Source organism: Streptomyces sp. M41(2017) (genome assembly GCF_002078175.1).
Classification (GTDB): Bacteria; Actinomycetota; Actinomycetes; order Streptomycetales; family Streptomycetaceae; genus Streptomyces.
The window spans coordinates 910,589-936,688 of sequence record NZ_MWFK01000001.1 but is presented as its reverse complement, the minus strand read 5'-3'; the positions used below and the strand labels follow the sequence as shown (position 1 = coordinate 936,688).

The window sequence follows — 26,100 nt, the reverse complement described above, 5'->3', positions numbered from 1 at the left end:
TCGATTACACGGGCGCTGGGCAACCCCCTGACGGCATCCCGCAACCGGATCGTGATGTACCGCTTCCCTGGACGCGTGTCCCTTCGGGCGGGATCGTCCACAGGGGCGGCGGCGGTGTCGGAGGCGGGCGGTACCGTCGGATCATGTCCACTCAGGCGGGGGCCGACCAGCAGGGCGAGCGGCGCATGGCGACGCTGGAAGGCGTGCTGGAGCGCATCACGTACGCGAACGAGGAGAGCGGTTACACGGTCGCGCGGGTCGACACCGGCCGCGGCGCGGGCGACCTGCTCACGGTGGTCGGAGCGCTCCTCGGCGCGCAGGCCGGCGAGTCCCTGCGCATGGAGGGCCGCTGGGGCTCCCACCCGCAGTACGGCAAGCAGTTCACGGTGGAGAACTACACGACGGTGCTCCCCGCCACGATCCAGGGCATCCGCCGCTATCTCGGCTCCGGCCTGGTCAAGGGCATCGGCCCCGTCTTCGCCGACCGGATCACCCGGCACTTCGGGCTGGACACCCTGCGGATCATCGAGGAGGAGCCGAAGCGGCTCATCGAGGTCCCCGGACTCGGCCCCAAGCGCACGGGCCGGATCGCCGACGCCTGGGAGGAGCAGAAGGCGATCAAGGAGGTCATGCTCTTCCTCCAGACCGTCGAGGTCTCCACCTCCATCGCCGTGCGCATCTACAAGAAGTACGGCGACGCGTCGATCTCCGTCGTGAAGAACCGCCCCTACCGCCTGGCGTCCGACGTCTGGGGCATCGGCTTCCTGACCGCCGACAAGATCGCCCGGTCGGTCGGTATCCCGCACGACAGCCCGGAGCGCGTCAAGGCCGGCCTGCAGTACGCGCTGTCCCAGTCCACCGACCAGGGCCACTGCTATCTCCCCGAGGAGCAACTGATCGCGGACGCGGTGAAGTTGCTCCAGGTCGACACCGGCCTGGTCATCGAGTGCCTGGCCGAGCTGGCCGCCCCCGCCGAGGAGGGCGAGGAGCCCGGGGTCGTCCGCGAGAAGGTGCCGGGACCGGACGGCGGCGACCCGGTGACGGCGGTCTACCTGGTCCCCTTCCACCGCGCCGAACTGTCGCTCGCCGCCCAGCTGTTGCGCCTGCTGCGCACCGACCGCGACCGGATGCCCGGCTTCCGGGACGTGGCCTGGGACAAGGCCCTCGCGTGGCTGAAGGACAGGACGGGCGCGGAGCTGGCCCCCGAGCAGGAGGCGGCCGTCCGGCTCGCGCTCACCGAGAAGGTCGCCGTCCTCACCGGCGGCCCGGGCTGCGGCAAGTCGTTCACCGTCCGCTCGATCGTCGAGCTGGCCCGCGCCCGGCGCGCCAAGGTGGTCCTCGCCGCCCCCACCGGCCGGGCCGCCAAGCGGCTCTCCGAGCTGACCGGCGCCGACGCGTCCACCGTGCACCGCCTGTTGGAGCTCAAGCCGGGCGGCGACGCGGCGTACGACAGGGACCGCCCGCTCGACGCCGACCTGGTCGTCGTCGACGAGGCCTCGATGCTCGACCTGCTCCTCGCCAACAAGCTGGTCAAGGCGGTGCCCCCGGGTGCGCACCTGCTCTTCGTCGGCGACGTGGACCAGTTGCCCAGCGTCGGCGCGGGGGAGGTGCTGCGCGACCTGCTCGCCGACCGCGGCCCGGTCCCCGCGGTGCGGCTCACCCGGGTCTTCCGCCAGGCCCAGCAGTCCGGCGTGGTGACCAACGCGCACCGGATCAACTCCGGGCAGCACCCCCTCACCGACGGCATGAAGGACTTCTTCCTCTTCGTCGAGGACGACACCGAGGAGGCGGGCCGGCTCGCGGTGGACGTGGCGGCCCGTCGGATTCCGGCCAAGTTCGGCCTCGACCCGCGCCGGGACATCCAGGTCCTCGCGCCGATGCACCGGGGCCCCGCGGGCGCCGGCCATCTCAACGGCCTGTTGCAGCAGGCCGTCACCCCCGGCCGCCCCGACCTCGCCGAGAAGCGGTTCGGCGGCCGCGTCTTCCGCGTCGGCGACAAGGTCACCCAGATCCGCAACAACTACGAGAAGGGCGAGAACGGCGTCTTCAACGGCACGGTGGGCGTCGTCACCTCCCTCGATCCCGTCGAGCAGCGCCTGACGGTGCGCACGGACGAGGACGAGGAGGTGGGGTACGAGTTCGACGAACTCGACGAGCTCGCCCACGCCTACGCGCTGACCATCCACCGCTCCCAGGGCAGCGAGTATCCGGCGGTGGTGATCCCGGTCACCACCAGCGCGTGGATGATGCTCCAGCGCAATCTGCTCTACACGGCGGTGACCCGCGCCAAGAAGCTGGTCGTCCTCGTCGGTTCGCGCAAGGCGATCGGCCAGGCGGTGCGTACGGTGTCGGCGGGACGCCGGTGCACGGCCCTGGACTTCCGGCTCTCCGGCGCTTGATCCGCAGCTTCTCCGGCCCGCGGAGCGGGGGGACGCAAAAAATGATCGATCAAATGAGTCACGAAGGTCACAGAGACCTTCCAGATGCGCGGCCGACGGGGCAGGATGAGCAGGTTGGCGGCACTGAGTGCCGCCAATAGGCCCAATGGTCGACCCCGAGTGCACTCTCCAGGGCCAAATGGGGGATGGTAGAGACAGTCAGGGCACCTCGAAGAAGAGGCACAACGTCGGTGAGGGATGACGTGAGCGACAACTCTGTAGTACTGCGGTACGGCGATGGCGAGTACACCTACCCGGTGATCGACAGCACCGTCGGCGACAAGGGCTTCGACATCGGCAAGCTCCGCGCCCAGACCGGTCTGGTGACGCTGGACAGCGGGTACGGCAACACCGCCGCCTATAAATCCGCGATCACCTATCTCGACGGTGAGCAGGGCATCCTCCGGTACCGCGGCTACCCGATCGAGCAGCTGGCCGAGCGTTCCACCTTCCTTGAGGTGGCCTACCTGCTGATCAACGGTGAGCTTCCGAACATCGACGAGCTCTCCACCTTCAAGAACGAGATCACGCAGCACACCCTGCTGCACGAGGACGTCAAGAACTTCTACAAGGGCTTCCCGCGCGACGCCCACCCGATGGCGATGCTGTCGTCGGTCGTCTCGGCGCTGTCGACCTTCTACCAGGACAGCCACAACCCGTTCGACGAGAAGCAGCGCAACCTCTCCACGATCCGGCTGCTCGCGAAGCTTCCGACGATCGCGGCGTACGCGTACAAGAAGTCGATCGGCCACCCCTTCGTCTACCCGCGCAACGACCTCGGGTACGTCGAGAACTTCCTGCGCATGACCTTCTCGGTCCCCGCGCAGGAGTACGAGCTGGACCCGGTCGTCGTCTCCGCGCTCGACAAGCTGCTCATCCTGCACGCGGACCACGAGCAGAACTGTTCGACCTCCACCGTGCGTCTGGTCGGCTCCTCGCAGGCGAACATGTTCGCCTCGATCTCCGCCGGCATCTCCGCCCTGTGGGGTCCGCTGCACGGCGGCGCCAACCAGTCGGTCCTGGAGATGCTGGAAGGCATCAAGGCCAACGGCGGCGACGTCGACTCCTTCATCCGCAAGGTGAAGAACAAGGAGGACGGCGTCCGCCTGATGGGCTTCGGCCACCGGGTGTACAAGTCCTTCGACCCGCGCGCGAAGATCATCAAGGCGGCGGCGCACGACGTCCTGTCCGCTCTCGGCAAGTCCGACGAGCTGCTGGACATCGCGCTCAAGCTGGAGGAGCACGCGCTCTCCGACGACTACTTCGTCTCGCGCAACCTCTACCCGAACGTCGACTTCTACACCGGTCTCATCTACCGGGCCATGGGCTTCCCGACCGAGATGTTCACGGTCCTGTTCGCTCTCGGCCGGCTGCCGGGCTGGATCGCCCAGTGGCACGAGATGATCAAGGAGCCCGGCTCCCGCATCGGTCGCCCCCGCCAGATCTACACGGGTGTCGTCGAGCGCGACTTCGTGCCGGTCGAGGGCCGCTGAGGCTCGTACCGAGACGGTCGGGCCCCGCACGCGGGGCCCGCTGAGCCCGTACTCGGGCCCCGCTGATCCCGTACGGAGAAGCTGAGCCCGCACAAAGAAGCAGAAAACGGAAAGCGCCCTGCTACTGGTCCCCCCACGGGCCGGCAGTCAGGGCGCTTTCCTTGTCCCGGTGCGGATTCCCCCCACGGGATCCGGCCGGGCGTCTGTGGGACAGCGCCTGAATCGCTGTGTGCCGGCACGGGGGCCGGCGGTGAGCAGAACGAGCAGAACCCGTCATGCTGCGGTGGTGCTCGTGCTGCGGTCGGTGCGGTGCGATCTGCCGGGACCCGTACGGATCGGGAGGGCCGCTCAAAGCTCCCCGCTGTACGCGCCCCGGCGACGCAATTTCCGGGAACGTCCCCCAAGACATCCCCAGATGTCAGTCACGCCCCCCAAGACGCTTCTGACATCGCCAACTTAGACTCACGAACCCCTTCGATGGTTACGTTCACATCACTGTGATCTGTGTCTCTTGCATATGTCCTGAAGATAGGCAAGAGCCCCGATACGGGAATCGAGGTCCCAGCGTAAGGAAGATGCGCGAGCCTTGTGAAGAGCTTATGTGAGGCTGCCGTTGGACTCTAGGGGGACTCTTAACTCCGTCGTCACGAGAATGCCCGGAGCCGAAGGCTGTTCGTCACCACGAACACCGAGGAGAAGGCCATCGCGGCCCCCGCGATCATCGGGTTCAGCAGCCCGGCGGCGGCCAGCGGCAGTGCGGCCACGTTGTAGCCGAACGCCCAGACCAGGTTTCCCCTGATCGTCGACAGGGTCCTGCGCGCCAGCCGGATCGCGTCCGCGGCCACCCGCAGGTCCCCGCGCACCAGCGTCAGGTCACTCGCCTCGATCGCCGCGTCGGTTCCCGTGCCCATGGCGAGACCCAGGTCGGCGGTGGCGAGCGCCGCCGCGTCGTTGACCCCGTCGCCCACCATCGCGACGCTGCGCCCCTCGGCCCGGAGCCGTTCGACGACGGCGACCTTCTCCTCGGGCAGCACCTCGGCGAACACGTCGGCGGCGTCGATGCCGACCGCCCGCGCGACCGCCTCGGCGACCGCACGGTTGTCCCCGGTCAGCAGGACCGGTGTGAGCCCGAGGGCCCGCAGGTCGCGTACGGCCTCGGCGCTGGTCTCCTTGATCGTGTCGGCGACGGTCAGGACGCCCACGGCCGTGCCGTCCAGGGCGACCACGACGGCCGTGCGCCCCTCCGCCTCGGCGGCTTCCTTCGCGCGGGCCAGCGGGTCCGGGAGCGGATCGGGGAACCGGCCCACGGTGACCTCGTGGCCGTCCACCCGGCCGCGCACCCCGCGCCCGGGGACGTTCGCGAAGTGCTCGGGCGCCGGAAGGCCGCCGACGCGCCGAGCCGCGCCTGCCGCGACGGCGCGGGCGACGGGATGCTCGGAGGCGTGCTCCAGGGCCCCGGCGAGCCGCAGGACGTCCTCCTCGGTCGTGCCCGCGGCGACGTACACCTCCTGGAGGCTCATGCGTCCGGTCGTCACGGTGCCGGTCTTGTCCAGGACGACGGTGTCGACCCGCCGGGTGGACTCCAGGACCTCGGGTCCCTTGATGAGGATGCCCAGCTGGGCTCCCCGGCCGGTGCCGACCATCAGGGCGGTCGGGGTGGCCAGGCCCAGCGCGCAGGGGCAGGCGATGATCAGCACCGCGACGGCGGCGGTGAACGCGGCGGCCGTGTCGCCGGTGACGGCGATCCACGCCGCGAAGGTGCCGAGCGCGATGAGCAGCACCACGGGCACGAAGACCCCGGAGATCCGGTCGGCGAGCCGCTGCACCTCCGCCTTGCCGTTCTGCGCGTCCTCCACCAGCCGGGCCATCCGCGCGAGCTGGGTGTCGGCACCGATCCGGGTGGCCTCGACGACGAGCCGGCCCCCTGCGTTCACGGTCGCGCCGGTGACGGCCGAGCCGACGGTCACGTCCACGGGCACGGACTCGCCGGTCAGCATGGACGCGTCGACGGCCGACACACCCTCGACCACCGTGCCGTCGGTGGCGATCTTCTCGCCGGGCCGCACGACGAAACGGTCGCCCACGGCCAGCCGTGCCACCGGGATCCGGACCTCGTGGCCGTCCCGCAGGACGGCCACGTCCCGGGCGCCGAGCTCCATCAGGGCCCGCAGCGCCGCTCCGGCACGCCGCTTGGAACGGGCCTCCAGATAGCGGCCGAGCAGGATGAAGGCGACGACGCCGGAGGCGACCTCCAGGTAGAGCGTGGAGGCACTGTCCGTACGGGAGACGGTGAAGGAGAAGCTGTCCCGCATCCCGGGCATGCCCGCGTCGCCGAAGAACAGTGCCCACAGGGACCAGCCGAACGCGGCGAGGGTGCCCACGGAGACCAGGGTGTCCATGGTGGCGGCGCCGTGCCGGGCGTTCGTCAGGGCGGCCCGGTGGAAGGGCAGCCCGCCCCAGACCACGACGGGCGAGGCGAGCGTCAGCGCGAGCCACTGCCAGTTCTCGAACTGCAGCGGCGGGACCATCGACATCAGTACGACGGGCAGCGCGAGCAGCGCGGAGACGGTCAGCCGCCGGCGCAGGGCGGCCGTCTCGGGGTCCTCGTCGGCGGTGGGCGGCGCGGTCTCCTCGGGAGCCGGTGGTGGCGGCTCCTCGGCGGTGTAGCCCGTCTTGACGACGGTGGCGATCAGATCGGCGACCTGTACCCCGAGCGGGTACGAGACGCGGGCCTTCTCCGTCGCGTAGTTGACGGTGGCGGTCACGCCGTCCATGCGGTTGAGCTTCTTCTCCACGCGCGCGGCGCAGGAGGCGCAGGTCATCCCGCCGATGGAGAGCTCGACCTGCGAGGTCGAGGTCCCGTCGGCGGCTATCTCGGGTGGTGCGGTGGACATCGTCCGGCTCCCGGAATCAGCCGGTCCGTGCGGAGGCAGTATCAGCTGGTCGGCACGGGCCGGTGCGGAGGGAAAGGTGCGGCCGCTCAGGCCCGGTCGGCGAGCTCGAAGCCGGCCTCGTCGACCGCGGCGCGGACGGCGGCCTCGTCGAGCGCGGCCTCGGAGACGACGGTGACCTCGCCGGTCGCGGCGACGGCCTTCACCGAGCTGACGCCGGGGATCTCGGAGATCTCGCTGCTGACGGCGCCTTCGCAGTGTCCGCAGCTCATGCCGCTCACCTGGTAGACGGTGGTGACGGAACCCGGGGTGTCGGTCTGGGCGGTCATGGCGTGACTCCTCGTCGAGGCGTGTGCTGCGTACGGGTGCGAAGGGGGACTCCGGGTACCCAGGGTTCCCTCCGACTGTCACCAGACTATACCCCTAGGGGGTATGAATCCAACCGGCGTCGGCGAGGGGCGGGCCTGTCGACCGCCGGGCGATTTGTCCGCACCCTATGGCAGATGCCGGGGATGTCGCCGCCGTGACGGGTGGGTGCGTGGCGACGGGCCGGGTGCCGGGGACCTCAGCGGCTGTCGGCGGCCGCGCCTCCGAGCAGCGGTTCCAGGTAGCGGTACATGACCGTCTTCAGCTCGGCGACGTACGCGTCCCGCTCGGCGCCCTCGTGCGCCATGATCAGCGTGAGGCCGGCCTTGAAGAGCATGAGCGTCATGTTCGCGGTGCGGCTGCGCTCCTCGGCCGGGCTGTCCGGCAGGCGGGCCGCGATCAGGTCCTCCACCCGGGTGAGGATCGCGCCGTGCAGGGTGCTGATCTCCTCGACGATCCGCCCCGGGGTGTCGGGGGCGTGCATCAGGATCCCGAAGGCGGGGTTCTCGACGTTGAACGCGATCAGCGGGTCGAGCACCGCGTCGAGCATCCGGTCGAGCGGGAGGCCGGTGTTCTCGGCGGTCAGGGCCTGCCCGTGGGAGGTGGCCCAGTGCTCCAGCAGCTGGTCGCTGAGGCCGACCGCGATGGCTTCCTTGTTCGGGAAGAACTGGTAGAGCGTGCCGGGTGAGACGCCCGCCTCGCGCGCGATCGCGTTGGTGCTCGCCCCCGTGTAACCGGACCGGCAGAACACCGAGGCCGCCGCCTCCAGGAGTTGGGCGATCCGGCGTTCCCCGCGCGCCTGACGGCGCCGCGGCTTCTCCTCGGCGCGCTCCTGCGGCGCCGGCGACTCCTCGGTCTGCTGATTCTCGGGCACGGGTTATCCCCAGCTTCTCGGGACGCGATTGACAAACACGAGCGTTCGCTCGCATTCTTGAAAAACGCGAGCGATGACTCGTGTTTGCCAATTCTATGGCAATGGGCGACCCATGCTGCCTGCACGGAAGCGGGCCCTCGGGGTCACGGTGAAGGGGACACCGCATCATGTCCGAAGTCAACAGCGCGGGTGACGGGCCCGGGGCGGGCCCCGACCAGGGGAAGAGCGAGCCCGCGGACCGGGGCGGCGGCGCCGCTCCGCCCCCGGTCGAGGGCGCTGGCGCGGGCGGTCGCGGCACCGGCGCGCGGCTCGGCGGCTGGACCCGGTTCGTCACCGCGCGGCCCCGCCTCTCCCTGCTCGTCGCCCTGCTGCTGACCGCGCTCGCCGTGGTCGCCGGCAGCGGCGTCGCCGACCGGCTCGGCAGCGGAGGCTGGGAGGACCCGACCGCCGAGTCGACGTACGCGACGAAGGCGCTGGAGCGGGAGTTCCCCGCCTCGCAGCCCAACCTGCTGCTCCTGCTCCATGCGGGCGGCTCCTCGGTGGACGACCCCGCCGTCGCCGCCGAGGCGAAGCGCGTCACCGCGCGGCTGGCCGCCGAGCCGGGCGTCACCGGCGTCGGGTCGTACTGGCAGTCCGGTTCCCCCGCCCTGAAGTCCCGGGACGGTCACGAGGCGCTGATCGCCGCCCGGATCACGGGCGACGAGACGGCGGCCGCCGACACCCTGGACCGCCTCGCCCCCTCCTACCGCGGCAGGAGCGGGCCCGTCGAGGTCGAGATCGGCGGCCCGGTCGCCGTGCGGCACGAGATGCAGACGACCATCCGCGAGGACCTGACCCGGGCCGAGCTGATCGCCCTGCCGGTGACCCTCCTGCTGCTGGTGATGGTCTTCGGCAGCGCGATCGCGGCCCTGCTGCCGCTCGGCGTCGGCATCTTCGCGATCCTCGGCACCAACGCCGTGCTCCGCGGACTCACCGAGGTCACGGACGTCTCCGTCTTCGCGATGAACCTGACGACGGCCCTCGGCCTCGGCCTCGCCATCGACTACGCCCTGTTCATCGTCCGCCGGTTCCGCGAGGAGCTGGCCACCGGCGCCGCACCGCGCACCGCCGTCGGCACCACGCTGCGCACCGCGGGCCGCACCGTGCTCTTCTCCTCCCTCACCGTCGCGGTGTCACTGGCCGCCATGCTGCTCTTCCCGCAGTACTTCCTGCGCTCCTTCGCCTACGCCGGCATCGCCGTGGTGCTGCTGGCCGCCGGCGCCGCCCTGATCCTGCTCCCGGCCGCCCTCGTCCTCCTCGGTCACCGCGTCAACTCCCTGGACCTGCGGCGGTTGTTCCGGCGCGGCGCGCCACGGGCCGCCGAGGGCGGAGCCGCCTGGGCCCGGACGGCCTCCCTCGTGATGCGCAGGGCGCCGCTGTTCGTCGTCGCCACCACCGCGGGCCTCATCGTCCTCGGACTGCCGTTCCTGGGCGTCAGGTTCGGCACGGCCGACGACCGCCAGCTGCCCTCGACGGCCGAGTCCCATGTCGTCCAGCAGCACATCCGCGACGGCTTCCCGGGCAGCCCCGGAGGGGGCCTGGAGGTCCTGGCCGAGGGCCCGGCCACCGCCACCCAGTACGCCGAGTACGGCAAGCGGATCGCCGCCCTGCCCGAGGTCCAGCGGGTGGACGGACCGCTGGTGAAGGGGGACGCGGCCTACTTCACGGTGCTGCCCGAGGGCGAGGCGGTGGACGAGGGCGCCCAGCGGCTGGTGGGTGAACTGCGCGCCACACACGCCCCGTTCACCACGGCGGTAACCGGCACGGCCGCCGTCCTCGTCGACTCCAAGGACGCGATAGGCGACCGGCTCCCCTGGGCCGCCGGGTTCATCGCGATCGTCACCCTGCTCCTGGTGTTCCTGCTGACCGGCAGCGTCCTGATCCCCGTGCAGGCGGTACTGCTCAACGCGCTCAGCCTGACGGCGATGTTCGGCGCCGTGGTCTGGGTCTTCCAGGACGGGCACCTCTCCGGCCTCCTCGACTTCACCAGCTCCGGTTCCATCGAGACGACGCTCCCGGTCCTGATGTTCTGTGTCGCCTTCGGCCTCTCCATGGACTACGGCGTGTTCCTCCTCTCCCGCATCAAGGAGGAGTACGACCACACCGGCGACCACCAGGAGGCCGTCCGCTTCGGGCTCCAGCGGACCGGCGGGCTGATCACCGCCGCCGCCGTCATCCTCGCCGTGGTCATGGTCGCCATCGGCACCTCCCGGGTGGCCAACACCAAGATGCTCGGCCTGGGCATCGCGCTCGCCGTCCTGATGGACGCGATGGTCGTCCGCAGCCTGCTGGTCCCGGCGGTCATGCGCCTCACCGGCCGCGCCACCTGGTGGGCACCCGGACCGCTGCGCCGCTTCCACGACCGGTTCGGCCTGAGCGAGGGGGAGGCGCCCGCGACGGCGCCGGCGACCGGGCCCGCGGGGGCACCGGAGCCCGACCGGGATCCGGTGGAGGCGCGCTGAGCAGCCCTTAGGGTTCCCCGCGGAAGGTCGTCTCCTGAGAAGGGCGGGACCCATGCGGGCAGTGGTGTTCGAGCGGTACGGGGAACCGGCCGAGGTCCGGGAGGTCCCGGACCCGCGGCCGAAGGAGCACGGCGTGGTGGTGCGGGTCGGGGCCACCGGCCTGTGCCGGAGCGACTGGCACGGCTGGATGGGCCACGACCCGGACATCGCGCTGCCGCACGTCCCCGGCCACGAACTCGCCGGCGTCGTCGAGGCGGTGGGGTCCCGGGTGACCGGGACGCGCCCCGGCGACCGGGTCACCGTCCCGTTCGTCTGCGCCTGCGGGAGCTGCCCCGCCTGCGCAGCCGGCGACCAGCAGGTGTGCGAGCGGCAGACCCAGCCGGGGTTCACGCACTGGGGTTCCTTCGCCGAGTACGTGGCGCTGGACCACGCCGACGTGAACCTCGTCGCGGTCCCGGAGGAGATGTCCTTCGGGACGGCCGCGTCGCTGGGCTGCCGGTTCGCCACGGCGTTCCGCGCGGTCGCCGTCCAGGGCCGGGTGCGCGCGGGGGAGTGGGTCGCGGTGCACGGGTGCGGTGGCGTCGGTCTGTCGGCGGTGATGATCGCGGCGGCGTCCGGGGCGCGGGTCGTTGCCGTCGACGTGTCCCCGGCGGCGCTCGGTCTGGCACGGAAGTTCGGGGCGGCGGAGTGCGTGGACGCCTCCGCCGTCGCGGACCCGGCGGAGGCGGTGCGCGACCTGACCGGCGGCGGCGCCCACCTGTCGCTGGACGCCCTCGGGTCGCCCGCCACCTGTGCCGCCTCGGTGAACGGACTGCGCCGCCGCGGACGCCATGTCCAGATCGGCCTGCTGCCCTCGGCGACCGGCGCCACCCCCGTCCCGATGGCCCGGGTCATCGGCCTGGAGCTCGAACTCCTCGGCAGCCACGGCATGGCGGCCCACGCCTACCCCGCGATGCTGGAGCTGGTGCGCGCCGGAGTCCTGCGGCCCGACCTCCTGGTGACCTCCACCATCGCCCTGGACGCGGCCCCGGCCGCACTGGCGGCCATGGGATCGGTGCCGGGCTCGGGTGTGACGGTCATCGAGCCGTGGGGCCGCGGTTGACCCCGCCCGGGCGGCCGCGGAGCCGAGGGCACCGGCCGGCCGTCAGACCGCGGGCGTGCCGGGGCGGCCGCGATGGGCGGCCCATTCGTGGGCCAGGACCGACATCCGTACGGCGTCGATCCACTCCCCGTCGTGCAGCAGCGTCTGGCGCTCGACCCCCTCGGCCACGAAGCCGGCCTTCTCGTAGGCGCGCCGGGCCCGGGGATTGAAGGTGAAGACGTGCAACGAGACGCGCTGCATGCCCAGTTGCTCGAAGGCGTGGCCCACGATCAGCCGCGTGGCCTCGGTGCCGAGCCCGCGGTCGCGGCCGCTTGGGCCGACGAGGATGCGGAACGTGCAGTTGCGGTTGTGCTCGTCCCACTCGAACAGGACGGCCTCGCCGACCAGTTCACCGGTGGCGCGGTCCACCACGCCGAGGTCCATCCGGTCCGGCTGCTCGGAGCGGGTGCCGTACCACTGGCGCAGCCGCTCCGCCCCGAACTCCGCGACGGGGCTGCCGGTGAGCCGCAGGACGTCCGGGTCGCGCAGGATCTCCGCCATCACCGGGACGTCGTCCACGGTGAACGGGCGCAGCACGGTCCTCTCACCGGTGAGGACGGGTTTCTCGGAGAAGCTCATCGGTGGATCATCGACGGACGTGCGGCAGTGCGGCAATCGAATTAGGTGGCGGCCTGAGGGGAAGGCCGGCGCGGGACCGGACGCGCGCCGGCCCGGTGCCCCGGCGGAAGCGGGGCGCCGGGCCGGCGGCGGTCAGTCGGTTCTGCGTCCCCGGTTTCCCGGGCGGGAGGCGACCCAGGCGCGGACCGTGTCCGCGTACCAGTAGGGCTTCCCGCTCTCGACGTGGTCCGGCGGCGGGAGCAGCCCGTGCTTGCGGTACGAACGCACCGTGTCCGGCTGCACCTTGATGTGCGCGGCGATCTCCTTGTACGACCAGAGTCTGGGGTCGGTCATGCGGGGCACCTCCCTGCGCGCGCGCCGCGGCGGCGGCCTGGGGCGGCCGGCGGGGGAGCCGGGGCGCTGCGCTGGTGATCACAAAGCCTGTGCCCGTTGAACGACACGGAGTGAGCGCCGGGCAGCGGCTGTCGACCGGGTGTGACGCAAGACCCGCGTACACGCGACATCTGTGACACGGAGGTGGTATTTGTGACACGGGTGACGCATTTGCCCCGTGTGGCCCCGCATGCCCGCGGCCCCTCAGGCCCCGCAGGACCTCAGGAACGCTCGTGTGCGCCGGGCGATCGGCAGGGGCTTGTCCGGCGGGCACGGGTACATGTCCTGCTCGACGATCGCGAAGAGGTCGACGCCGAGCTGCTGCGCGGCGGCCAGCACCGGTTCCAGCGCCGGTACGCCCGACGGCGGTTCACACATCACGCCGCGCGCGACCGCGGGCCCGAACGGCACCTCCTCGGCACGCACCGAGGCCAGCACCAGCGGGTCCACCTGCTTGAGGTGGAGGTAGCCGATGCGTTCCCCGTACGTCTCGATGAGCTTGACGCTGTCGCCGCCGCAGTAGGCGTAGTGACCGGTGTCGAGGCACAGGGAGACCAGCGAGGAGTCGGTCGCGTCGAGGAAGCGGGTGACGTTCTCCTCGCTGTCCATGTGCGTGTCCGCGTGCGGGTGCACGACGATCCGCAGCCCGAAGCGCTCCCGCACCTCGTGGGCGAGCCGCTCGGTCTGCGCGGTGAGACTGCGCCACTGCGTCGGCGTCAGCGTGCTGTCCTCCAGCACGGCGCCCGTCTTGTCGTCGCGCCAGAACGCCGGGATGACGACCAGGTGCTTCGCGCCCATCGCCTGGGTCAGCGCGGCGATGTCCGCGACGTGCTCCCAGGTCGCGTCCCAGACCTCGGGCCCCCGGTGCAGCCCGGTGAAGACCGTCCCCGCCGACACGGTGAGCCCGCGCCGGACCGTCTCCTCGCGGAGGACGGCGGGATCGGTGGGCAGATAGCCGTAGGGGCCCAGCTCGATCCACTCGTACCCGGAGCCGGAGACCTCGTCGAGGAAGCGCTGCCAGGGCACCTGCCGCGGGTCGTCGGGGAACCAGACGCCCCAGGAGTCGGGAGCCGAACCGATCCGGATGCGCGACAGTGAGGACGGAGGCGACGACTCCGGCGACGGCTGGGGCTCGGAGCGCGGCGATGACTGAGGTGACAACGACGTCATGGGCGCCAGCTTCCGGCCGCTCCGAAGGGGTGTCAAGGGCGTCGTCCGAATGTCCGGACAAAACGTTGACAGGGCTCCCCGCGCGGGACTAGACCTGGGGACAGCCGGAGGGAAGGGAACGGGATGGCGTACGAGCTGATCACCATGGGGCGGATCGGGGTGGACCTCTACCCCCTGCAGGCGGGGGTGCCGCTGGCCCGGGTGACGTCCTTCGGCAAGTTCCTCGGCGGCTCGGCGACGAACGTCGCGGTGGCCGCCGCCCGACTCGGACGGCGTACGGCCGTCATCACCCGGACGGGTGATGATCCCTTCGGTGTCTACCTGCACGACGCGCTGCGCGGTTTCGGCGTCGACGACCGCTGGGTCACCGCGGTCCCCGGACTGCCGACCCCCGTCACCTTCTGCGAGATCTTCCCGCCGGACGACTTCCCGCTGTACTTCTACCGCCTGCCCAAGGCCCCCGACCTGGAGATCGACGCGCACGAACTCGATCTCGAAGCCGTGCGCGACGCCCGGGTCTTCTGGGTCACCGGCACGGGGCTGTGCGCGGAGCCCAGCCGCACGGCCACCCTCGCGGCGCTGGCCCACCGCGCCCGGTCCGGCACGACCGTCTTCGACCTCGACTGGCGCCCCATGTTCTGGCAGGACCCCGCGTCCGCCCGCCCCTTCTACACGGAGGCCCTGCGTCACACCACGGTCGCCGTCGGGAACGTGGACGAGGTCGAGATCGCCACCGGGGAGCGCGACCCGCACGCCGCCGCGGCGGCCCTCCTGGACGCCGGCGTCGAACTCGCGGTGGTCAAGCAGGGCCCCAAGGGCGTGCTCGCCGTCCACCGCGACGGCACCTCCGCCGAGGTCCCGCCCCTGCCCGTCGAGGTCCTCAACGGCCTCGGCGCGGGAGACGCGTTCGGCGGCTCCCTCTGTCACGGGCTGCTCGCCGGCTGGGACCTGGAGCGGATCATGCGGCACGCCAACGCGGCGGGTGCCATCGTCGCCTCCCGCCTGGAGTGCTCCTCCGCGATGCCCACCGCGCACGAGGTCGAGGACGCGCTCGCCGCCGGAGCGGTGCGGTGAGGGCGGGCCACGTCGGGGGCGCGCACCAGGAACAGGGCGGCGACGCGGGCCCGCCGGCCGGCCCCGGCGCCCCGCCCACGGCCTACGCCGCGCTCCGCCCGCCGTCCCCCCGTGTCGACGTCGCCCGCCTCGCACGCACCCGGGCCCGGCGCCCCGAGGCGGTCGCGGAGGCCGCCGCGCGACGGGTGCGCAGACCCCTGCTCGGCGACTCCGGCCGGCTGATGATCGTCGCCGCCGACCACCCGGCGCGCGGCGTGCTCGCCGTCGGTGACCGCACACACGCCATGGCGAGCCGCGCCGACCTGCTGGAGCGGCTCTGCCTCGCGCTCTCCCGCCCCGGCGTCGACGGCGTGCTCGCCACCGCCGACGTCCTCGACGACCTGCTGCTGCTCGGCGCGCTCGACGACAAGGTGGTCATCGGGTCGATGAACCGGGGCGGCCTCGCCGGGTCGGCCTTCGAACTGGACGACCGGTTCACCGGACACCGCCCCCAGGACATCGAACGGCTCGGCTTCGACGCGGGGAAGCTGCTGCTGCGCATCGACTACGACGACCCGGGCTCGCTGCGGACCCTGGAATCGGCCGCCCGCGTGATCGACGCGATGGCGGAACGCCGACTCCCGGTCTTCGTCGAACCGTTCCTCTGCCGTCGCCGGGAGGACGGGACGCTGCGCAACGATCTGAGCGCCGAGGCCGTCACCAAGTCGCTCGCCATCGCCGCCGGACTGGGCGGCAGTTCGGCGTACACCTGGCTCAAGGTCCCCGTGACCGAGAACCCCGACGACATGGCCCGCGTCATGGAGACGTCCACGCTGCCCGCCGTGCTGCTGGGCGGAGAGGTCGGCGACGACCAGGAGGGTGCCTACGAGAAGTGGCGCGGCGCGCTCCAACTCCCCACAGTCCAGGGGCTGGTGGTGGGACGGTCGCTGCTGTACCCGGGGGACGGCGAGGTCGCCGCTGCCGTGGACACCGCCGTGGGACTGCTGTGAGGAGCGCATGAGCGGTCCGGGCGCCGGGCTGCACGTGCCGAGAGGCACCGCCGCCGACGCGCACTACGCGCTCGACATCGACCCCGCGCGGGCCGGCTGGACCCACAGCGCCCTGCGGATCGTGGAACTGGCGCCAGGGGGTACCCATACCTTCACCACCGGCGACAGCGAGTGGATCGTGCTCCCGCTCGCCGGTGGCTGCACGGTGCGCACCAAGGACGGCATGGACGAGCAAGAGTTCCATCTCCTGGGCAGAGAGGGCGTGTTCGACGGAGTCACCGACTTCGCCTACGTGCCCCGTGACGCCCTGGCCCACATCGCCTCCGGCGTGGGAGGCCGCTTCGCCCTGGCAGGAGCGAAGTGCGAGCGCAGACTCCCCGCCCGCTACGGCCCCGCGCCGGAGGTTCCCGTCGAGCACCGCGGCAGCGGCCGCTGCGCCCGCCAGGTGCGCAACTTCGCCGCCGCGGACGTCTTCGCGTGCGACCGGCTCATCGCCGTCGAGGTGATCACCCCCGGCGGCAACTGGTCCTCGTACCCGCCGCACAAGCACGACGAGGACGTGCCCGGCGTCGAGTCCCGGCTGGAGGAGATCTACTACTTCGAGATCGAGGGCCCGAACGGTTTCGGCTATCAGCGCGTATTCCCTTCCCGTGAGGGCGGTTCGGACGTCCTCGCCGAGGTCCGCACCGGCGATGCCGTCCTCGTCCCCGACGGATGGCACGGCCCGTCCGTCGCCCAGCCCGGCCACGCCATGTACTACCTGAACGTCATGGCGGGGCCGGGCGGGGACAGGGAATGGCGGATCCGCTTCCACCCCGCACACGAAGAGAGCACAGGGGGATACCGATGACCTCGACGACGAGGCTGACGGTCGCGCAGGCGCTGGTGCGGTTCCTGGCCGCCCAGCACACCGAACGGGACGGTACGCGCCAGCGGCTGATCAGCGCCACCTGGGGCATCTTCGGGCACGGGAACGTCGCCGGGATCGGTCAGGCACTCGTCGAGTACGCGGACGAGATGCCCTACCACCAGGGCCGCAACGAACAGGCCATGGTGCACGCGGCGGTCGGCTACGCCCGGCAGAGCGGCCGGCTCTCCACGCACGCCGTGACCACCTCCATCGGCCCCGGCGCCACCAACCTCGTCACCGGTGCCGCCCTCGCCACGGTCAACCACCTGCCCGTCCTGCTGCTGCCCGGCGACGTCTTCGCCACCCGCCCCGCCGACCCGGTGCTCCAGCAGCTGGAGGTCCCCTTCGCCGGGGACGTGTCGGTCAACGACTGTCTGCGCCCGGTGTCGAGGTACTTCGACCGGATCACCCGCCCCGAGGCGCTGATCCCGGCGGTGCTCCAGGCGATGCGTGTGCTCACCGACCCCGTCGACACGGGCGCGGTCACGCTCGCGCTGCCGCAGGACGTGCAGGCCGAGGCGTACGACTGGCCGGAGGAGTTCTTCGCCGAGCGGACCTGGACCGTGCGGCGCCCGGGTGCCGACCCCGGTGAGCTGGCCGCCGCCGTCGCCGCGGTCCGGGGCGCCCGGCGTCCGCTGATCGTCGCGGGCGGCGGGGTCCACCACAGCCGCGCCGAGGAGGCCCTCGCCGAACTGGCCTCCGCCACCCGCATACCGGTGGCCTCCACGCAGGCGGGCAAGGGTTCGCTGCGCTGGGACCACCCGCAGGACGTCGGCGGCATCGGGCATACGGGCACGGCGACCGCCGACGAGCTGGCCCGTACCGCCGACCTGGTGATCGGCGTCGGCACCCGCTACACCGACTTCACGACCGCCTCGGGCACCCTGTTCGGCGCCCCCGGCGTCCGCTTCCTCAACCTCAACATCGCCGCGTACGACGGTCACAAGCTCTCCGGCATCCCGCTGATCGCCGACGCGCGCGCGGGCCTGGAGGCCCTCACCGGGGCGCTGCTGCCCCACCGGCACCGCGTCGAGCCCGCCTACGTCACCGAGTACACGGACGACAAGGAGCGCTGGGAGTACCGCGTCGACGCGGCCTACGAGGCCGAGGACATCGACATCCGGCCCACCCAGCCACAGGTCCTGGGCGTCCTCGACGAGCTGGTCACCGAGGACGACATCCTGATCAACGCGGCCGGCTCGCTCCCCGGCGACCTGCACAAACTGTGGCGGGCGCGGTCGCGGGACCAGTACCACGTGGAGTACGGGTACTCGTGCATGGGCTACGAGATCCCGGCCGCGATCGGCGTCCGGATGGCGGCCCCGGACCGGCCCGTGTGGGCGCTGGTGGGGGACGGCACGTATCTGATGAATCCGACCGAGATCGTCACCGCCGTCCAGGAGGGCGTCGCCATCAAGGTGGTCGTCCTGCAGAACCACGGGTACGCGTCGATCGGCGGCCTCTCCGCCTCGGTGGGCGCCGAGCGGTACGGCACGGCCTACCGCCACCGCGCTACGGACCGTACGTTCACCGGGGCTCCGCTGCCGGTCGATCTCGCGGCCAACGCGGCCAGCCTGGGCATGCGGGTTCTGCGCGCGAAGACCGTGCGTGACCTGCGGACCGCCCTCGCCGCGGCGCGCGCCGCGGACACTCCCACTTGTGTCTACGTGGAGACCGAAACGGCAGACACAGTGTCGGGCGCGCCCCCGGCCCAGGCCTGGTGGGATGTACCTGTGGCCGAGACCGCGACCCGATCGTCGGCGGTGGCGGCCCGCGAGGAGTACGACCGGCACGTCGCCGCCCGACGCCGCCATCTGTGAAGGAGTTTTTGGCCATGACGAAGACCGTCGACCACTGGATCGGTGGCAAGCCAGTCGAAGGTGTCTCGGGTACGTACGGGCCGGTCACGGACCCGGCGACCGGGGCGGTGACGACGCGGGTCGCGTTCGCGAGTGTCGACGAGGTCGACGCAGCGGTGGCCGCGGCCAAGGAGGCCTACGCGACGTGGGGCACCTCGTCGCTGGCGAAGCGCACCACGATCCTCTTCAAGTTCCGCGCGCTGCTCGACGCGCACCGCGACGACATCGCCGCGCTGATCACCGCCGAGCACGGCAAGGTCCACTCGGACGCGCTCGGCGAGGTCGCGCGCGGCCTGGAGATCGTCGACCTGGCGTGCGGGATCACCGTGCAGCTCAAGGGTGAGCTGTCGACCGAGGTGGCCTCCCGGGTCGACGTGTCCTCGATCCGCCAGTCGCTCGGCGTCGTGGTGGGCATCACCCCGTTCAACTTCCCGGCCATGGTGCCGATGTGGATGTTCCCGATCGCCATCGCGTGCGGCAACACCTTCGTCCTCAAGCCGTCCGAGAAGGACCCGTCGGCCGCGATGAGGATCGCCGAGCTGCTGGCCGAGGCCGGTCTGCCCGAGGGTGTCTTCAACGTCGTGCACGGTGACAAGACCGCCGTCGACCGCCTCCTGGAGCACCCGGACGTCGCGGCCGTGTCCTTCGTGGGCTCGACGCCGATCGCCCGCCACATCCACACCACCGCCGCCGCCCACCACAAGCGCGTACAGGCGCTCGGCGGCGCCAAGAACCACATGCTGGTCCTGCCGGACGCCGACCTGGACGCGGCCGCCGACGCCGCCGTCTCCGCCGCCTACGGCTCGGCCGGCGAGCGCTGCATGGCGATCTCCGCGGTCGTGGCGGTCGGCTCCATCGGCGACGAGCTGGTGGCCAAGATCCGCGAGCGCGCCGAGAAGATCAAGATCGGTCCTGGCGACGACCCGGCGTCCGAGATGGGTCCGCTGATCACCGCCGCCCACCGGGACAAGGTCGCCTCGTACGTGACGGGCGCCGCCGCCCAGGGCTCCGAGGTCGTCCTCGACGGCACCGGCTACACCGTGGAGGGCCACGAGAACGGCCACTGGATCGGCCTCTCGCTCCTGGACCACGTGCCGGTGACGGCGGACGCGTACAAGGACGAGATCTTCGGCCCGGTGCTGTGCGTGCTGCGGGTGGACACCTACGAGGAGGGCGTGGCGCTGATCAACGCGTCCCCCTTCGGCAACGGCACCGCGATCTTCACCCGGGACGGCGGCGCCGCCCGCCGCTTCCAGCTGGAGGTGGAGGCGGGCATGGTCGGCGTGAACGTGCCGATCCCGGTGCCGGTCGGCTACCACTCCTTCGGTGGCTGGAAGGACTCCCTCTTCGGGGACCACCACATCTACGGCAACGACGGCACGCACTTCTACACCCGCGGCAAGGTCGTCACGACCCGCTGGCCGGACCCCTCCGAGGCCCCGGCAGGCGTCGACCTGGGCTTCCCGCGCAACCACTGAGCCCCGCGGAACCCCCCGATGAAGCCGTCCGCATAGCGGACGGCTTCATCTTTTTTTGACGCGCCCGCAACGATTCCCGTGGAGGGGGGAGGAACCGGGTGGCGCAGGGTATCTGCGATGGATGCCTTCGAAAGCATGGTCACATTTCACAAGGGCTTGTTGATTGATGTGTCAGAGCGTCCGAGCCTCAGAAAGCGATGTGACGTCCGTCGCTTTACGGTTGCGGATTCCGCAGGTAAACGGCCATTGACGCAACGGTTTCCGTCAAGGTTCCATCAACGCGGGAGCGGACGACGAGACGTACGACACGAGCCGCCGGAGGCGATAACGCTCCCGCCCGAACCACCAGACGCACGAGTCGATCGGAACCGCTTCATGACCGACACGCTCCGCCCTGTCGAGACCGCCGTCCCGGCCGCCGCGCCCACGGCGACCGGGAACCCCCACAAGCTCAAGCGCTCCATCGGCATCGTCGGCGGCACCCTGCTGACGCTCTCGTGCGTGACACCCGCGTCGACGCTGTTCGTCGTGGTCCCCGACCTCTTCTCGTCCCTCGGCACGGCCACCGCGCTCACCATCGCGATCGGCTCCCTGCTCTGTATCGCCGTGGCGTTCTGCTACTCGGAGCTGGGCACCCTCATCCCCAGCGCCGGCGGCGAGTACGCCATGGTCTCCACGATGGCCGGACGCCTCGCGGGCTGGCTGGTCTTCGTGCTCTCCCTGCTGGTCGTCATGATCGTGCCGCCGGTGATCGCCATGGGCACCGCGGACTACCTGGCGCCCATCGTGCATCTGAACCCCTCGATCGCCGGCGCGGCGGTGATGCTCCTGGCCACCCTCGCGGGCCTGCTCGACCTGCGCGCCAACGCCTGGATCACCGGCATCTTCCTGGTCCTCGAAGTCATCGCCGCGGGCGTCGTCGCCGTCCTCGGCTTCGCGCACAGCGAGCGCGGCGCCGGCAGCCTCGTCTCCCTGCAGGTCTCCGGCTCCGGCGGCCACACGGACACCGTGACGGCCATGCTCGTCGTCTCCGGACTCGCCATCGCCCTGTTCATCACCCAGGGCTTCTCGACCGCGGTCTACCTCTCCGAGGAGCTGGAGAACCCGCGCCGCAACGTCGCCCGCACGGTCCTCGCCACGCTCGCCATCTCCACCGTCATCATCCTGGTCCCGGTGATCGCCATCACCATGGGCGCCCCCGACCTGTCCGCCCTCACCGGCGGCGACATCAGCACCATGGTCACGGCCTGGTCCAACTCCGCCGTCGGCACCTTCGTCAGCCTCTGCGTGGCCCTCGCCATCATCAACGCCGGCATCGTCATGGTCATCCAGAACTCCCGCGTCCTGTTCGCCTCGGCCCGTGACAAGGCGTGGCCCGGCCCGGTCAACAAGGGCCTGTCCCGGCTCGGCCGCTTCGGCTCCCCCTGGGTCGCCACCCTCCTGGTCGGCGTTCCCGGCGCGGCCCTCTGCTTCGTCAACCTGGACACGCTGTACGGCGTGACGGGCGTCTCCGTGACGGCGATGTACCTGCTCGTCGCGGTCGCCGCGCTGCTCGCCCGGCGCGGCCACCACCGCCACACCCCCGCCTGGCGGATGCCCCTGTGGCCCGCCGTCCCGGTCCTGCTGATCGCGGTCCTCGCCTACATCCTGACCCAGCAGGAAACGGTCTACCTGCTGTGGACCGGCGGCATCACGGCGGTCGCCACCCTGTACTGGGCCTTCTACCTGCGCCCGCGCCGCGACACCCGCTGGCTGGTGTCGATCCCGGAGGACGAGCAGGTCTGACCGGCGTCCCTGCCCGCCCCGCCACCGACGCGACGGGCCTCGGGACTCAGCCGAAGTCCCACGTCACCACCGTGCACGTCCCGTCGTCCTTGCCGTCCGCACTGCGGTACACGGCAAGGGCGACGTCGTTCCCGGTGTCCACGCCCACCCACATCCCGTAGCAGCCGCGTTCCCGTGCCAGGGAGGCGAGTTCACGGACCAGCGCCCGTCCGATCCCGCGCCGCCGGAACGGCTCCGCCACCGCCAGTTCGTACAGGAACATCTCGGTGCCCTTGTCCGGGTGGACCGTCTCGACGCCGCTGACGAAGCCGACGGGATCGTCACCCTCGTAGGCCAGGAACAGGTGGTGCCCCTGGGTCTCCAGGAACCGCCGTGCCCACTCGGGACGCACGGGGTTGTCGAAGAGGTACTCGGCGGCGGTCAGTTCCGGCACGGTGGTGGCGCGACGCAGGTCCATGGCCCGTTCGTACCACGGACGCGGTACGCGGGGGCCGTACCGTACTCCCGTGGGAGGGGCCCGGGTTCAGCCGGGCGGCTGCCCCGGATGTCCGTGGGCACCCGTACCGTTGAGGCATGGATCTTCGACTGCCCCGGCCGCGTCTGCCGCGCCGGGGACGCCTGCCCGCCCGGACGGACGCGCGCGCCCGCTGGAGGTGGGCGGCCGCCGCCGCGGCCCTCGTCGTGCTCGCCGGCGCGGGCACCTGGACGGCCGTCGCCTCCGACGACCCGCAGGGCGTGCACCGCAGCGACCGGATGATGTCCATGGGCGGCGGCGTGCGGATCGACACCTCGTACTTCACCACCGGCCCGTCCGCACAGCGCCGCCCCGCCGTCCTCCTCGCCCACGGCTTCGGCGGCAGCAAGGCGGACGTCCGCGGCGAGGCCGAGAAGCTCGCCCGCGACGGGTACGCGGTGCTGACCTGGTCGGCCCGCGGCTTCGGCCGGTCCAACGGCAGGATCGGACTGAACGACGCGCGGGGCGAGGTCGCCGACGCCTCCCGGCTCATCGACTGGCTGGCCAAGCGCCCCGAGGTCCGGCTCGACAAGGCCGGCGACCCGCGCGTGGGCATGGCCGGCGCCTCCTACGGCGGGGCCGTCTCCCTGCTGACCGCCGCGCACGACCCGCGCGTCGACGCCATCGCCCCGTCCATCACGTACTGGAACCTCGCCGACGCCCTCTTCCCGAACGGCGTGTTCAAGAAGGTCTGGGCCGGCCTCTTCATCAACTCCGGCGGCGGCTGCGAGCGGTTCGAGGCCGAGCTGTGCGCGATGTACAACCGGGTCGCGGAGTCCGGAAAGCCGGACGCGGCGGCGGAGAAGCTCCTCCAGGAGCGCAGCCCCGAGGCCGTCGCCTCCCGCATCAAGGTGCCCACCCTCATCGCGCAGGGCCAGACGGACTCCCTCTTCCCGCTCGGCCAGGCCGACGCGATGGAGAAGGCGCTCCGCGCCAACCGCGCACCCGTGAAGGTCGACTGGATCTCCGGCGGACACGACGGCGGCGACATGGAGGCGGACCGCGTCAGCTCCCGCGCCGCCTCCTGGTTCGACCGCTACCTGAAGGACGACAAGGGCGCCGACACCGGCCCCGCCTTCCGTGTCACCCGCACCGGGGGCATCGACTCCACCGACGGCGCCGCCCTGCTCCGCGGCGCGAGCGCCGACCGCTACCCCGGGCTGGAGAGCGGCCGCCGCACCGTCGCACTGACCGGCCGGGAGCAGACCTTCCAGAACCCGGCAGGCGCCAGCCCGCCCGCCATCTCCGCCCTGCCCGGGCTCGGCGACTCGGGAGGCCTCACCCAGCTCTCCTCCCTCGGCGTCGGCATCGGCATCGACTTCCCCGGCCAGTACGCCCACTTCCAGTCCGCGCCCTTCCGGGACGACCTGCGCGTCACCGGCTCGCCCACGGTCACGGTGCACGTGAAGGCGAGCAGCGACGACGCCGTCCTCTTCGGCAAGGTCTACGACGTCGGCCCGGACGGCAGGCGTCAGGTGCTGCCCTCCCAACTCGTCACCCCCGTGCGCGTGGAGGGCGCGAAGTCCGGCAAGGACGTCCGCCTCACCCTCCCCGCCGTCGACCACGAGGTGCAGAAGGGCCACCGGCTCCGCCTCGTCCTCGCCTCCACGGACCTCGGCTATGCCTCCCCGGTGGCCCCCGCCACGTACACCGTGTCGCTCGGCGGCCCGCTCCAGGTGCCGACGGCACCCGGCGTGACCACCGCCGCCGCGCCGCTCCCCTCGTGGGTGTGGTGGCTGCCGGTCGCCGGCGCGCTCGCCGCGCTGGCCCTGCTGGTCACCGGCCGCCGCCGCACCACCGCCCCGGCGCCCGACCCCGCGCTCGCCGAGGTCCCGCTCCAGATCACCGACCTCAGCAAGCGGTACGCCAGGTCGGCCGACCGGTACGCGGTGCGCGACCTGTCGTTCCGGGTGGAGAAGGGCCAGGTCCTCGGCCTGCTCGGGCCGAACGGCGCGGGCAAGACGACCACCCTGCGCATGCTGATGGGCCTCATCAAGCCCGACGACGGCGAGATCCGCGTCTTCGGGCACGCCATCCGCCCCGGCGCCCCCGTCCTCTCCCGGGTCGGCGCGTTCGTCGAGGGCGCCGGATTCCTCCCGCACCTGTCCGGCCGGGAGAACCTGGAGCTGTACTGGCAGGCCACCGGCCGGCCCCCCGAGGACGCCCACCTCGAAGAGGCCCTGGAGATCGCCGGTCTCGGCGACGCGCTGGCCCGCGCCGTGCGCACCTACTCCCAGGGCATGCGCCAGCGCCTCGCCATCGCGCAGGCCATGCTCGGCCTGCCGGACCTGCTGATCCTCGACGAACCGACCAACGGCCTCGACCCGCCGCAGATCCGCGAGATGCGCGGGGTGATGATGCGGTACGCCTCCGCGGGCCGCACCGTCATCGTGTCCAGCCACCTCCTCGCCGAGGTCGAGCAGTCCTGCACCCACCTGGTGGTCATGGACCGCGGCCGGCTCGTCCAGGCGGGCCCGGTCGCGGAGATCATCGGCTCCGGCGACACCTTGCTCGTCGGCACCGCGGCACCCGTCGACGCACCCGTCGTCGAGAAGGTCGGCGCCCTCCCGGGCGTCGTGTCGGCCCTCGCCACCGAGGACGGACTGCTCGTCCGCCTCGGCGCCGACGGCAGCGCGCAGCGGCTCGTCGCCGAACTCGTGCGCCTCGACGTGCCGGTGGCGTCGGTGGGACCCCACCGCCGCCTGGAAGACGCGTTCCTCACCCTGATCGGAGGCTCCGCATGAGCACGCTCGTCGAGCGCACCGAGACGGCGGACGGGTACCGGGCGCGCCGCACCCTGCCGCTGCGCGTGGAACTGCTCCGCCAGCTCAAGCGCCGCCGCACCCTGGTGATGGGCGCGATCCTCGCGCTGCTGCCCTTCGTCCTCGTCGCGGCGTTCGCGATCGGCGGCGAGCCCGGCGGGCGCAACGGCCAGGTCACCCTGATGGACACGGCCACCGCGTCCGGCGCCAACTTCGCCGCGGTGAACCTGTTCGTCTCCGCCGGTTTCCTCCTGGTGATCCCGGTCGCCCTGTTCTGCGGCGACACCATCGCCTCGGAGGCGAGCTGGTCCTCCCTGCGCTATCTGCTGGCGGCCCCCGTGCCGAGAACGCGCCTGCTGTGGTCCAAGCTCACCGTGGCGCTCGGCCTCAGCCTCGCCGCGATGATCCTGCTGCCGGTCGTCGCCCTCGCCGTCGGCACCGCCGCGTACGGCTGGGGACCGCTGGAGATCCCGACCGGCGGCGCGCTCTCCCCGGGCGTGGCCACCCAGCGCCTGCTCGTCGTCATCGCGTACGTCTTCGTGTCCCAACTGGTCACCGCGGGGCTCGCGTTCTGGCTGTCGACGAAGACCGACGCCCCGCTCGGCGCGGTCGGCGGCGCGGTCGGCCTGACCATCGTGGGCAACGTCCTGGACGCGGTCACCGCCCTCGGCCACTGGCGCGACTTCCTCCCCGCGCACTGGCAGTTCGCCTGGGCCGACGCCGTCCAGCCCACCCCGGAGTGGGGCGGCATGATCCAGGGCACGGCCATCTCGGTGACGTACGCGCTCGTCCTGTTCGCGCTGGCCTTCCGCGGCTTCCGGCACAAGGACATCGTGTCGTAGCGGCGGTGTCCGCCGCCGCCGGGCCGGACCCGGCGGCGGCAGACGACACCCCCAGGTCTCCG

General features: G+C 71.9%; 19 protein-coding genes. 12 read left to right on the top strand and 7 right to left on the bottom strand.

What is annotated here, in order from left to right; genetic code table 11:
- Positions 1-143: 143 nt before the first annotated feature.
- Positions 144-2,399 (top strand): ATP-dependent RecD-like DNA helicase, encoded by a 2,256-nt coding sequence (locus B0675_RS04150; protein WP_081217372.1) that lies wholly within the window; start codon positions 144-146, stop codon positions 2,397-2,399.
- A gap of 242 nt (positions 2,400-2,641) precedes the next feature.
- On the top strand, positions 2,642-3,931 hold the full coding sequence (locus tag B0675_RS04145; RefSeq protein WP_081217371.1) for a citrate synthase: 1,290 nt from the start codon (positions 2,642-2,644) through the stop codon (positions 3,929-3,931).
- A 644-nt stretch (positions 3,932-4,575) separates the two neighbouring features.
- On the opposite strand, the gene B0675_RS04140 is transcribed toward B0675_RS04145, so the two are convergent.
- From B0675_RS04140 to B0675_RS04130, 3 genes are all read right to left on the bottom strand, one after another.
- Positions 4,576-6,825, bottom strand: a complete 2,250-nt coding sequence (locus tag B0675_RS04140; RefSeq protein ID WP_081217370.1) for a heavy metal translocating P-type ATPase — start codon at positions 6,823-6,825, stop codon at positions 4,576-4,578.
- An 86-nt stretch (positions 6,826-6,911) separates the two neighbouring features.
- Entirely contained in the window at positions 6,912-7,151 is a 240-nt protein-coding gene (locus tag B0675_RS04135; protein WP_081217369.1) for a cation transporter, read from the bottom strand.
- A 236-nt stretch (positions 7,152-7,387) separates the two neighbouring features.
- Complete coding sequence (locus B0675_RS04130; protein ID WP_081217368.1) at positions 7,388-8,062, bottom strand: TetR/AcrR family transcriptional regulator; 675 nt, start codon at positions 8,060-8,062, stop codon at positions 7,388-7,390.
- A 167-nt stretch (positions 8,063-8,229) separates the two neighbouring features.
- Between B0675_RS04130 and B0675_RS04125 the strand changes: the two genes are divergently transcribed.
- Positions 8,230-10,563, top strand: coding sequence for an MMPL family transporter (locus B0675_RS04125; RefSeq protein WP_081217367.1), 2,334 nt, complete (start codon positions 8,230-8,232; stop codon positions 10,561-10,563).
- A 52-nt stretch (positions 10,564-10,615) separates the two neighbouring features.
- Positions 10,616-11,665, top strand: a complete 1,050-nt coding sequence (locus B0675_RS04120) for a zinc-dependent alcohol dehydrogenase family protein (RefSeq protein WP_081217366.1) — start codon at positions 10,616-10,618, stop codon at positions 11,663-11,665.
- 42 nt (positions 11,666-11,707) lie between these two features.
- Here B0675_RS04120 and B0675_RS04115 read toward each other — a convergent pair whose 3' ends face one another.
- From B0675_RS04115 to B0675_RS04105, 3 genes are all read right to left on the bottom strand, one after another.
- Positions 11,708-12,283, bottom strand: a complete 576-nt coding sequence (locus tag B0675_RS04115; RefSeq protein ID WP_081217365.1) for a GNAT family protein — start codon at positions 12,281-12,283, stop codon at positions 11,708-11,710.
- A 132-nt stretch (positions 12,284-12,415) separates the two neighbouring features.
- A complete protein-coding gene (locus B0675_RS04110; RefSeq protein ID WP_081217364.1) occupies positions 12,416-12,616 on the bottom strand; it encodes a MerR family transcriptional regulator in 201 nt (66 codons plus the stop codon).
- Between the two features lie 243 nt (positions 12,617-12,859).
- A complete protein-coding gene (locus B0675_RS04105) occupies positions 12,860-13,825 on the bottom strand; it encodes a sugar phosphate isomerase/epimerase (RefSeq protein ID WP_081217363.1) in 966 nt (321 codons plus the stop codon).
- 123 nt (positions 13,826-13,948) lie between these two features.
- Between B0675_RS04105 and iolC the strand changes: the two genes are divergently transcribed.
- The 6 genes from iolC to B0675_RS04075 all read left to right on the top strand — a co-directional run bounded on the left by iolC (position 13,949) and on the right by B0675_RS04075 (position 21,920).
- Entirely contained in the window at positions 13,949-14,899 is a 951-nt protein-coding gene (gene iolC, locus B0675_RS04100; RefSeq protein WP_081217362.1) for a 5-dehydro-2-deoxygluconokinase, read from the top strand.
- Positions 14,896-15,888 (top strand): deoxyribose-phosphate aldolase, encoded by a 993-nt coding sequence (locus B0675_RS04095; protein WP_081217361.1) that lies wholly within the window; start codon positions 14,896-14,898, stop codon positions 15,886-15,888. The genes iolC and B0675_RS04095 overlap by 4 nt, the downstream gene beginning before the upstream one ends.
- 7 nt (positions 15,889-15,895) lie before the next feature.
- On the top strand, positions 15,896-16,738 hold the full coding sequence (gene iolB, locus B0675_RS04090) for a 5-deoxy-glucuronate isomerase (protein WP_081217360.1): 843 nt from the start codon (positions 15,896-15,898) through the stop codon (positions 16,736-16,738).
- The gene (iolD, locus tag B0675_RS04085; RefSeq protein WP_081217359.1) at positions 16,735-18,618 is read left to right on the top strand and encodes a 3D-(3,5/4)-trihydroxycyclohexane-1,2-dione acylhydrolase (decyclizing); all 1,884 of its coding nucleotides are present in this window, start codon (positions 16,735-16,737) and stop codon (positions 18,616-18,618) included. The genes iolB and iolD overlap by 4 nt, the downstream gene beginning before the upstream one ends.
- A gap of 14 nt (positions 18,619-18,632) precedes the next feature.
- A complete protein-coding gene (mmsA, locus tag B0675_RS04080; RefSeq protein ID WP_081217358.1) occupies positions 18,633-20,135 on the top strand; it encodes a CoA-acylating methylmalonate-semialdehyde dehydrogenase in 1,503 nt (500 codons plus the stop codon).
- 375 nt (positions 20,136-20,510) lie between these two features.
- Positions 20,511-21,920: an APC family permease gene (locus tag B0675_RS04075; protein ID WP_081217357.1), complete on the top strand. Its 1,410-nt coding sequence runs from the start codon at positions 20,511-20,513 to the stop codon at positions 21,918-21,920.
- Between the two features lie 46 nt (positions 21,921-21,966).
- Here B0675_RS04075 and B0675_RS04070 read toward each other — a convergent pair whose 3' ends face one another.
- Positions 21,967-22,377: a GNAT family N-acetyltransferase gene (locus tag B0675_RS04070; protein WP_081217356.1), complete on the bottom strand. Its 411-nt coding sequence runs from the start codon at positions 22,375-22,377 to the stop codon at positions 21,967-21,969.
- A 116-nt stretch (positions 22,378-22,493) separates the two neighbouring features.
- On the opposite strand from B0675_RS04070, the gene B0675_RS04065 reads away from it, so the two are divergent.
- Together B0675_RS04065 and B0675_RS04060 are read left to right on the top strand one after the other, a co-directional pair.
- Positions 22,494-25,178 (top strand): alpha/beta fold hydrolase, encoded by a 2,685-nt coding sequence (locus tag B0675_RS04065; protein ID WP_081217355.1) that lies wholly within the window; start codon positions 22,494-22,496, stop codon positions 25,176-25,178.
- Positions 25,175-26,038: an ABC transporter permease gene (locus B0675_RS04060; protein WP_081217354.1), complete on the top strand. Its 864-nt coding sequence runs from the start codon at positions 25,175-25,177 to the stop codon at positions 26,036-26,038. Before B0675_RS04065 ends, B0675_RS04060 begins: the two co-directional genes overlap by 4 nt.
- Positions 26,039-26,100: the final 62 nt, after the last annotated feature.

What these genes read in the sequence shown, in the direction of transcription:
- mmsA (WP_081217358.1), top strand. Translation starts at nt 18,633, where the DNA reads ATGACGAAGACCGTCGACCACTGGATCGGTGGCAAGCCAGTCGAAGGT.
- B0675_RS04115 (WP_081217365.1), bottom strand. Translation starts at nt 12,283, where the DNA reads ATGAGCTTCTCCGAGAAACCCGTCCTCACCGGTGAGAGGACCGTGCTG.
- B0675_RS04140 (WP_081217370.1), bottom strand. Translation starts at nt 6,825, where the DNA reads ATGTCCACCGCACCACCCGAGATAGCCGCCGACGGGACCTCGACCTCG.
- B0675_RS04070 (WP_081217356.1), bottom strand. Translation starts at nt 22,377, where the DNA reads ATGGACCTGCGTCGCGCCACCACCGTGCCGGAACTGACCGCCGCCGAG.
- B0675_RS04135 (WP_081217369.1), bottom strand. Translation starts at nt 7,151, where the DNA reads ATGACCGCCCAGACCGACACCCCGGGTTCCGTCACCACCGTCTACCAG.
- B0675_RS04075 (WP_081217357.1), top strand. Translation starts at nt 20,511, where the DNA reads ATGACCGACACGCTCCGCCCTGTCGAGACCGCCGTCCCGGCCGCCGCG.
- B0675_RS04150 (WP_081217372.1), top strand. Translation starts at nt 144, where the DNA reads ATGTCCACTCAGGCGGGGGCCGACCAGCAGGGCGAGCGGCGCATGGCG.
- iolD (WP_081217359.1), top strand. Translation starts at nt 16,735, where the DNA reads ATGACCTCGACGACGAGGCTGACGGTCGCGCAGGCGCTGGTGCGGTTC.
- B0675_RS04065 (WP_081217355.1), top strand. Translation starts at nt 22,494, where the DNA reads ATGGATCTTCGACTGCCCCGGCCGCGTCTGCCGCGCCGGGGACGCCTG.
- B0675_RS04120 (WP_081217366.1), top strand. Translation starts at nt 10,616, where the DNA reads ATGCGGGCAGTGGTGTTCGAGCGGTACGGGGAACCGGCCGAGGTCCGG.
- B0675_RS04125 (WP_081217367.1), top strand. Translation starts at nt 8,230, where the DNA reads ATGTCCGAAGTCAACAGCGCGGGTGACGGGCCCGGGGCGGGCCCCGAC.
- B0675_RS04105 (WP_081217363.1), bottom strand. Translation starts at nt 13,825, where the DNA reads ATGACGTCGTTGTCACCTCAGTCATCGCCGCGCTCCGAGCCCCAGCCG.
- iolC (WP_081217362.1), top strand. Translation starts at nt 13,949, where the DNA reads ATGGCGTACGAGCTGATCACCATGGGGCGGATCGGGGTGGACCTCTAC.
- B0675_RS04060 (WP_081217354.1), top strand. Translation starts at nt 25,175, where the DNA reads ATGAGCACGCTCGTCGAGCGCACCGAGACGGCGGACGGGTACCGGGCG.
- B0675_RS04110 (WP_081217364.1), bottom strand. Translation starts at nt 12,616, where the DNA reads ATGACCGACCCCAGACTCTGGTCGTACAAGGAGATCGCCGCGCACATC.
- iolB (WP_081217360.1), top strand. Translation starts at nt 15,896, where the DNA reads ATGAGCGGTCCGGGCGCCGGGCTGCACGTGCCGAGAGGCACCGCCGCC.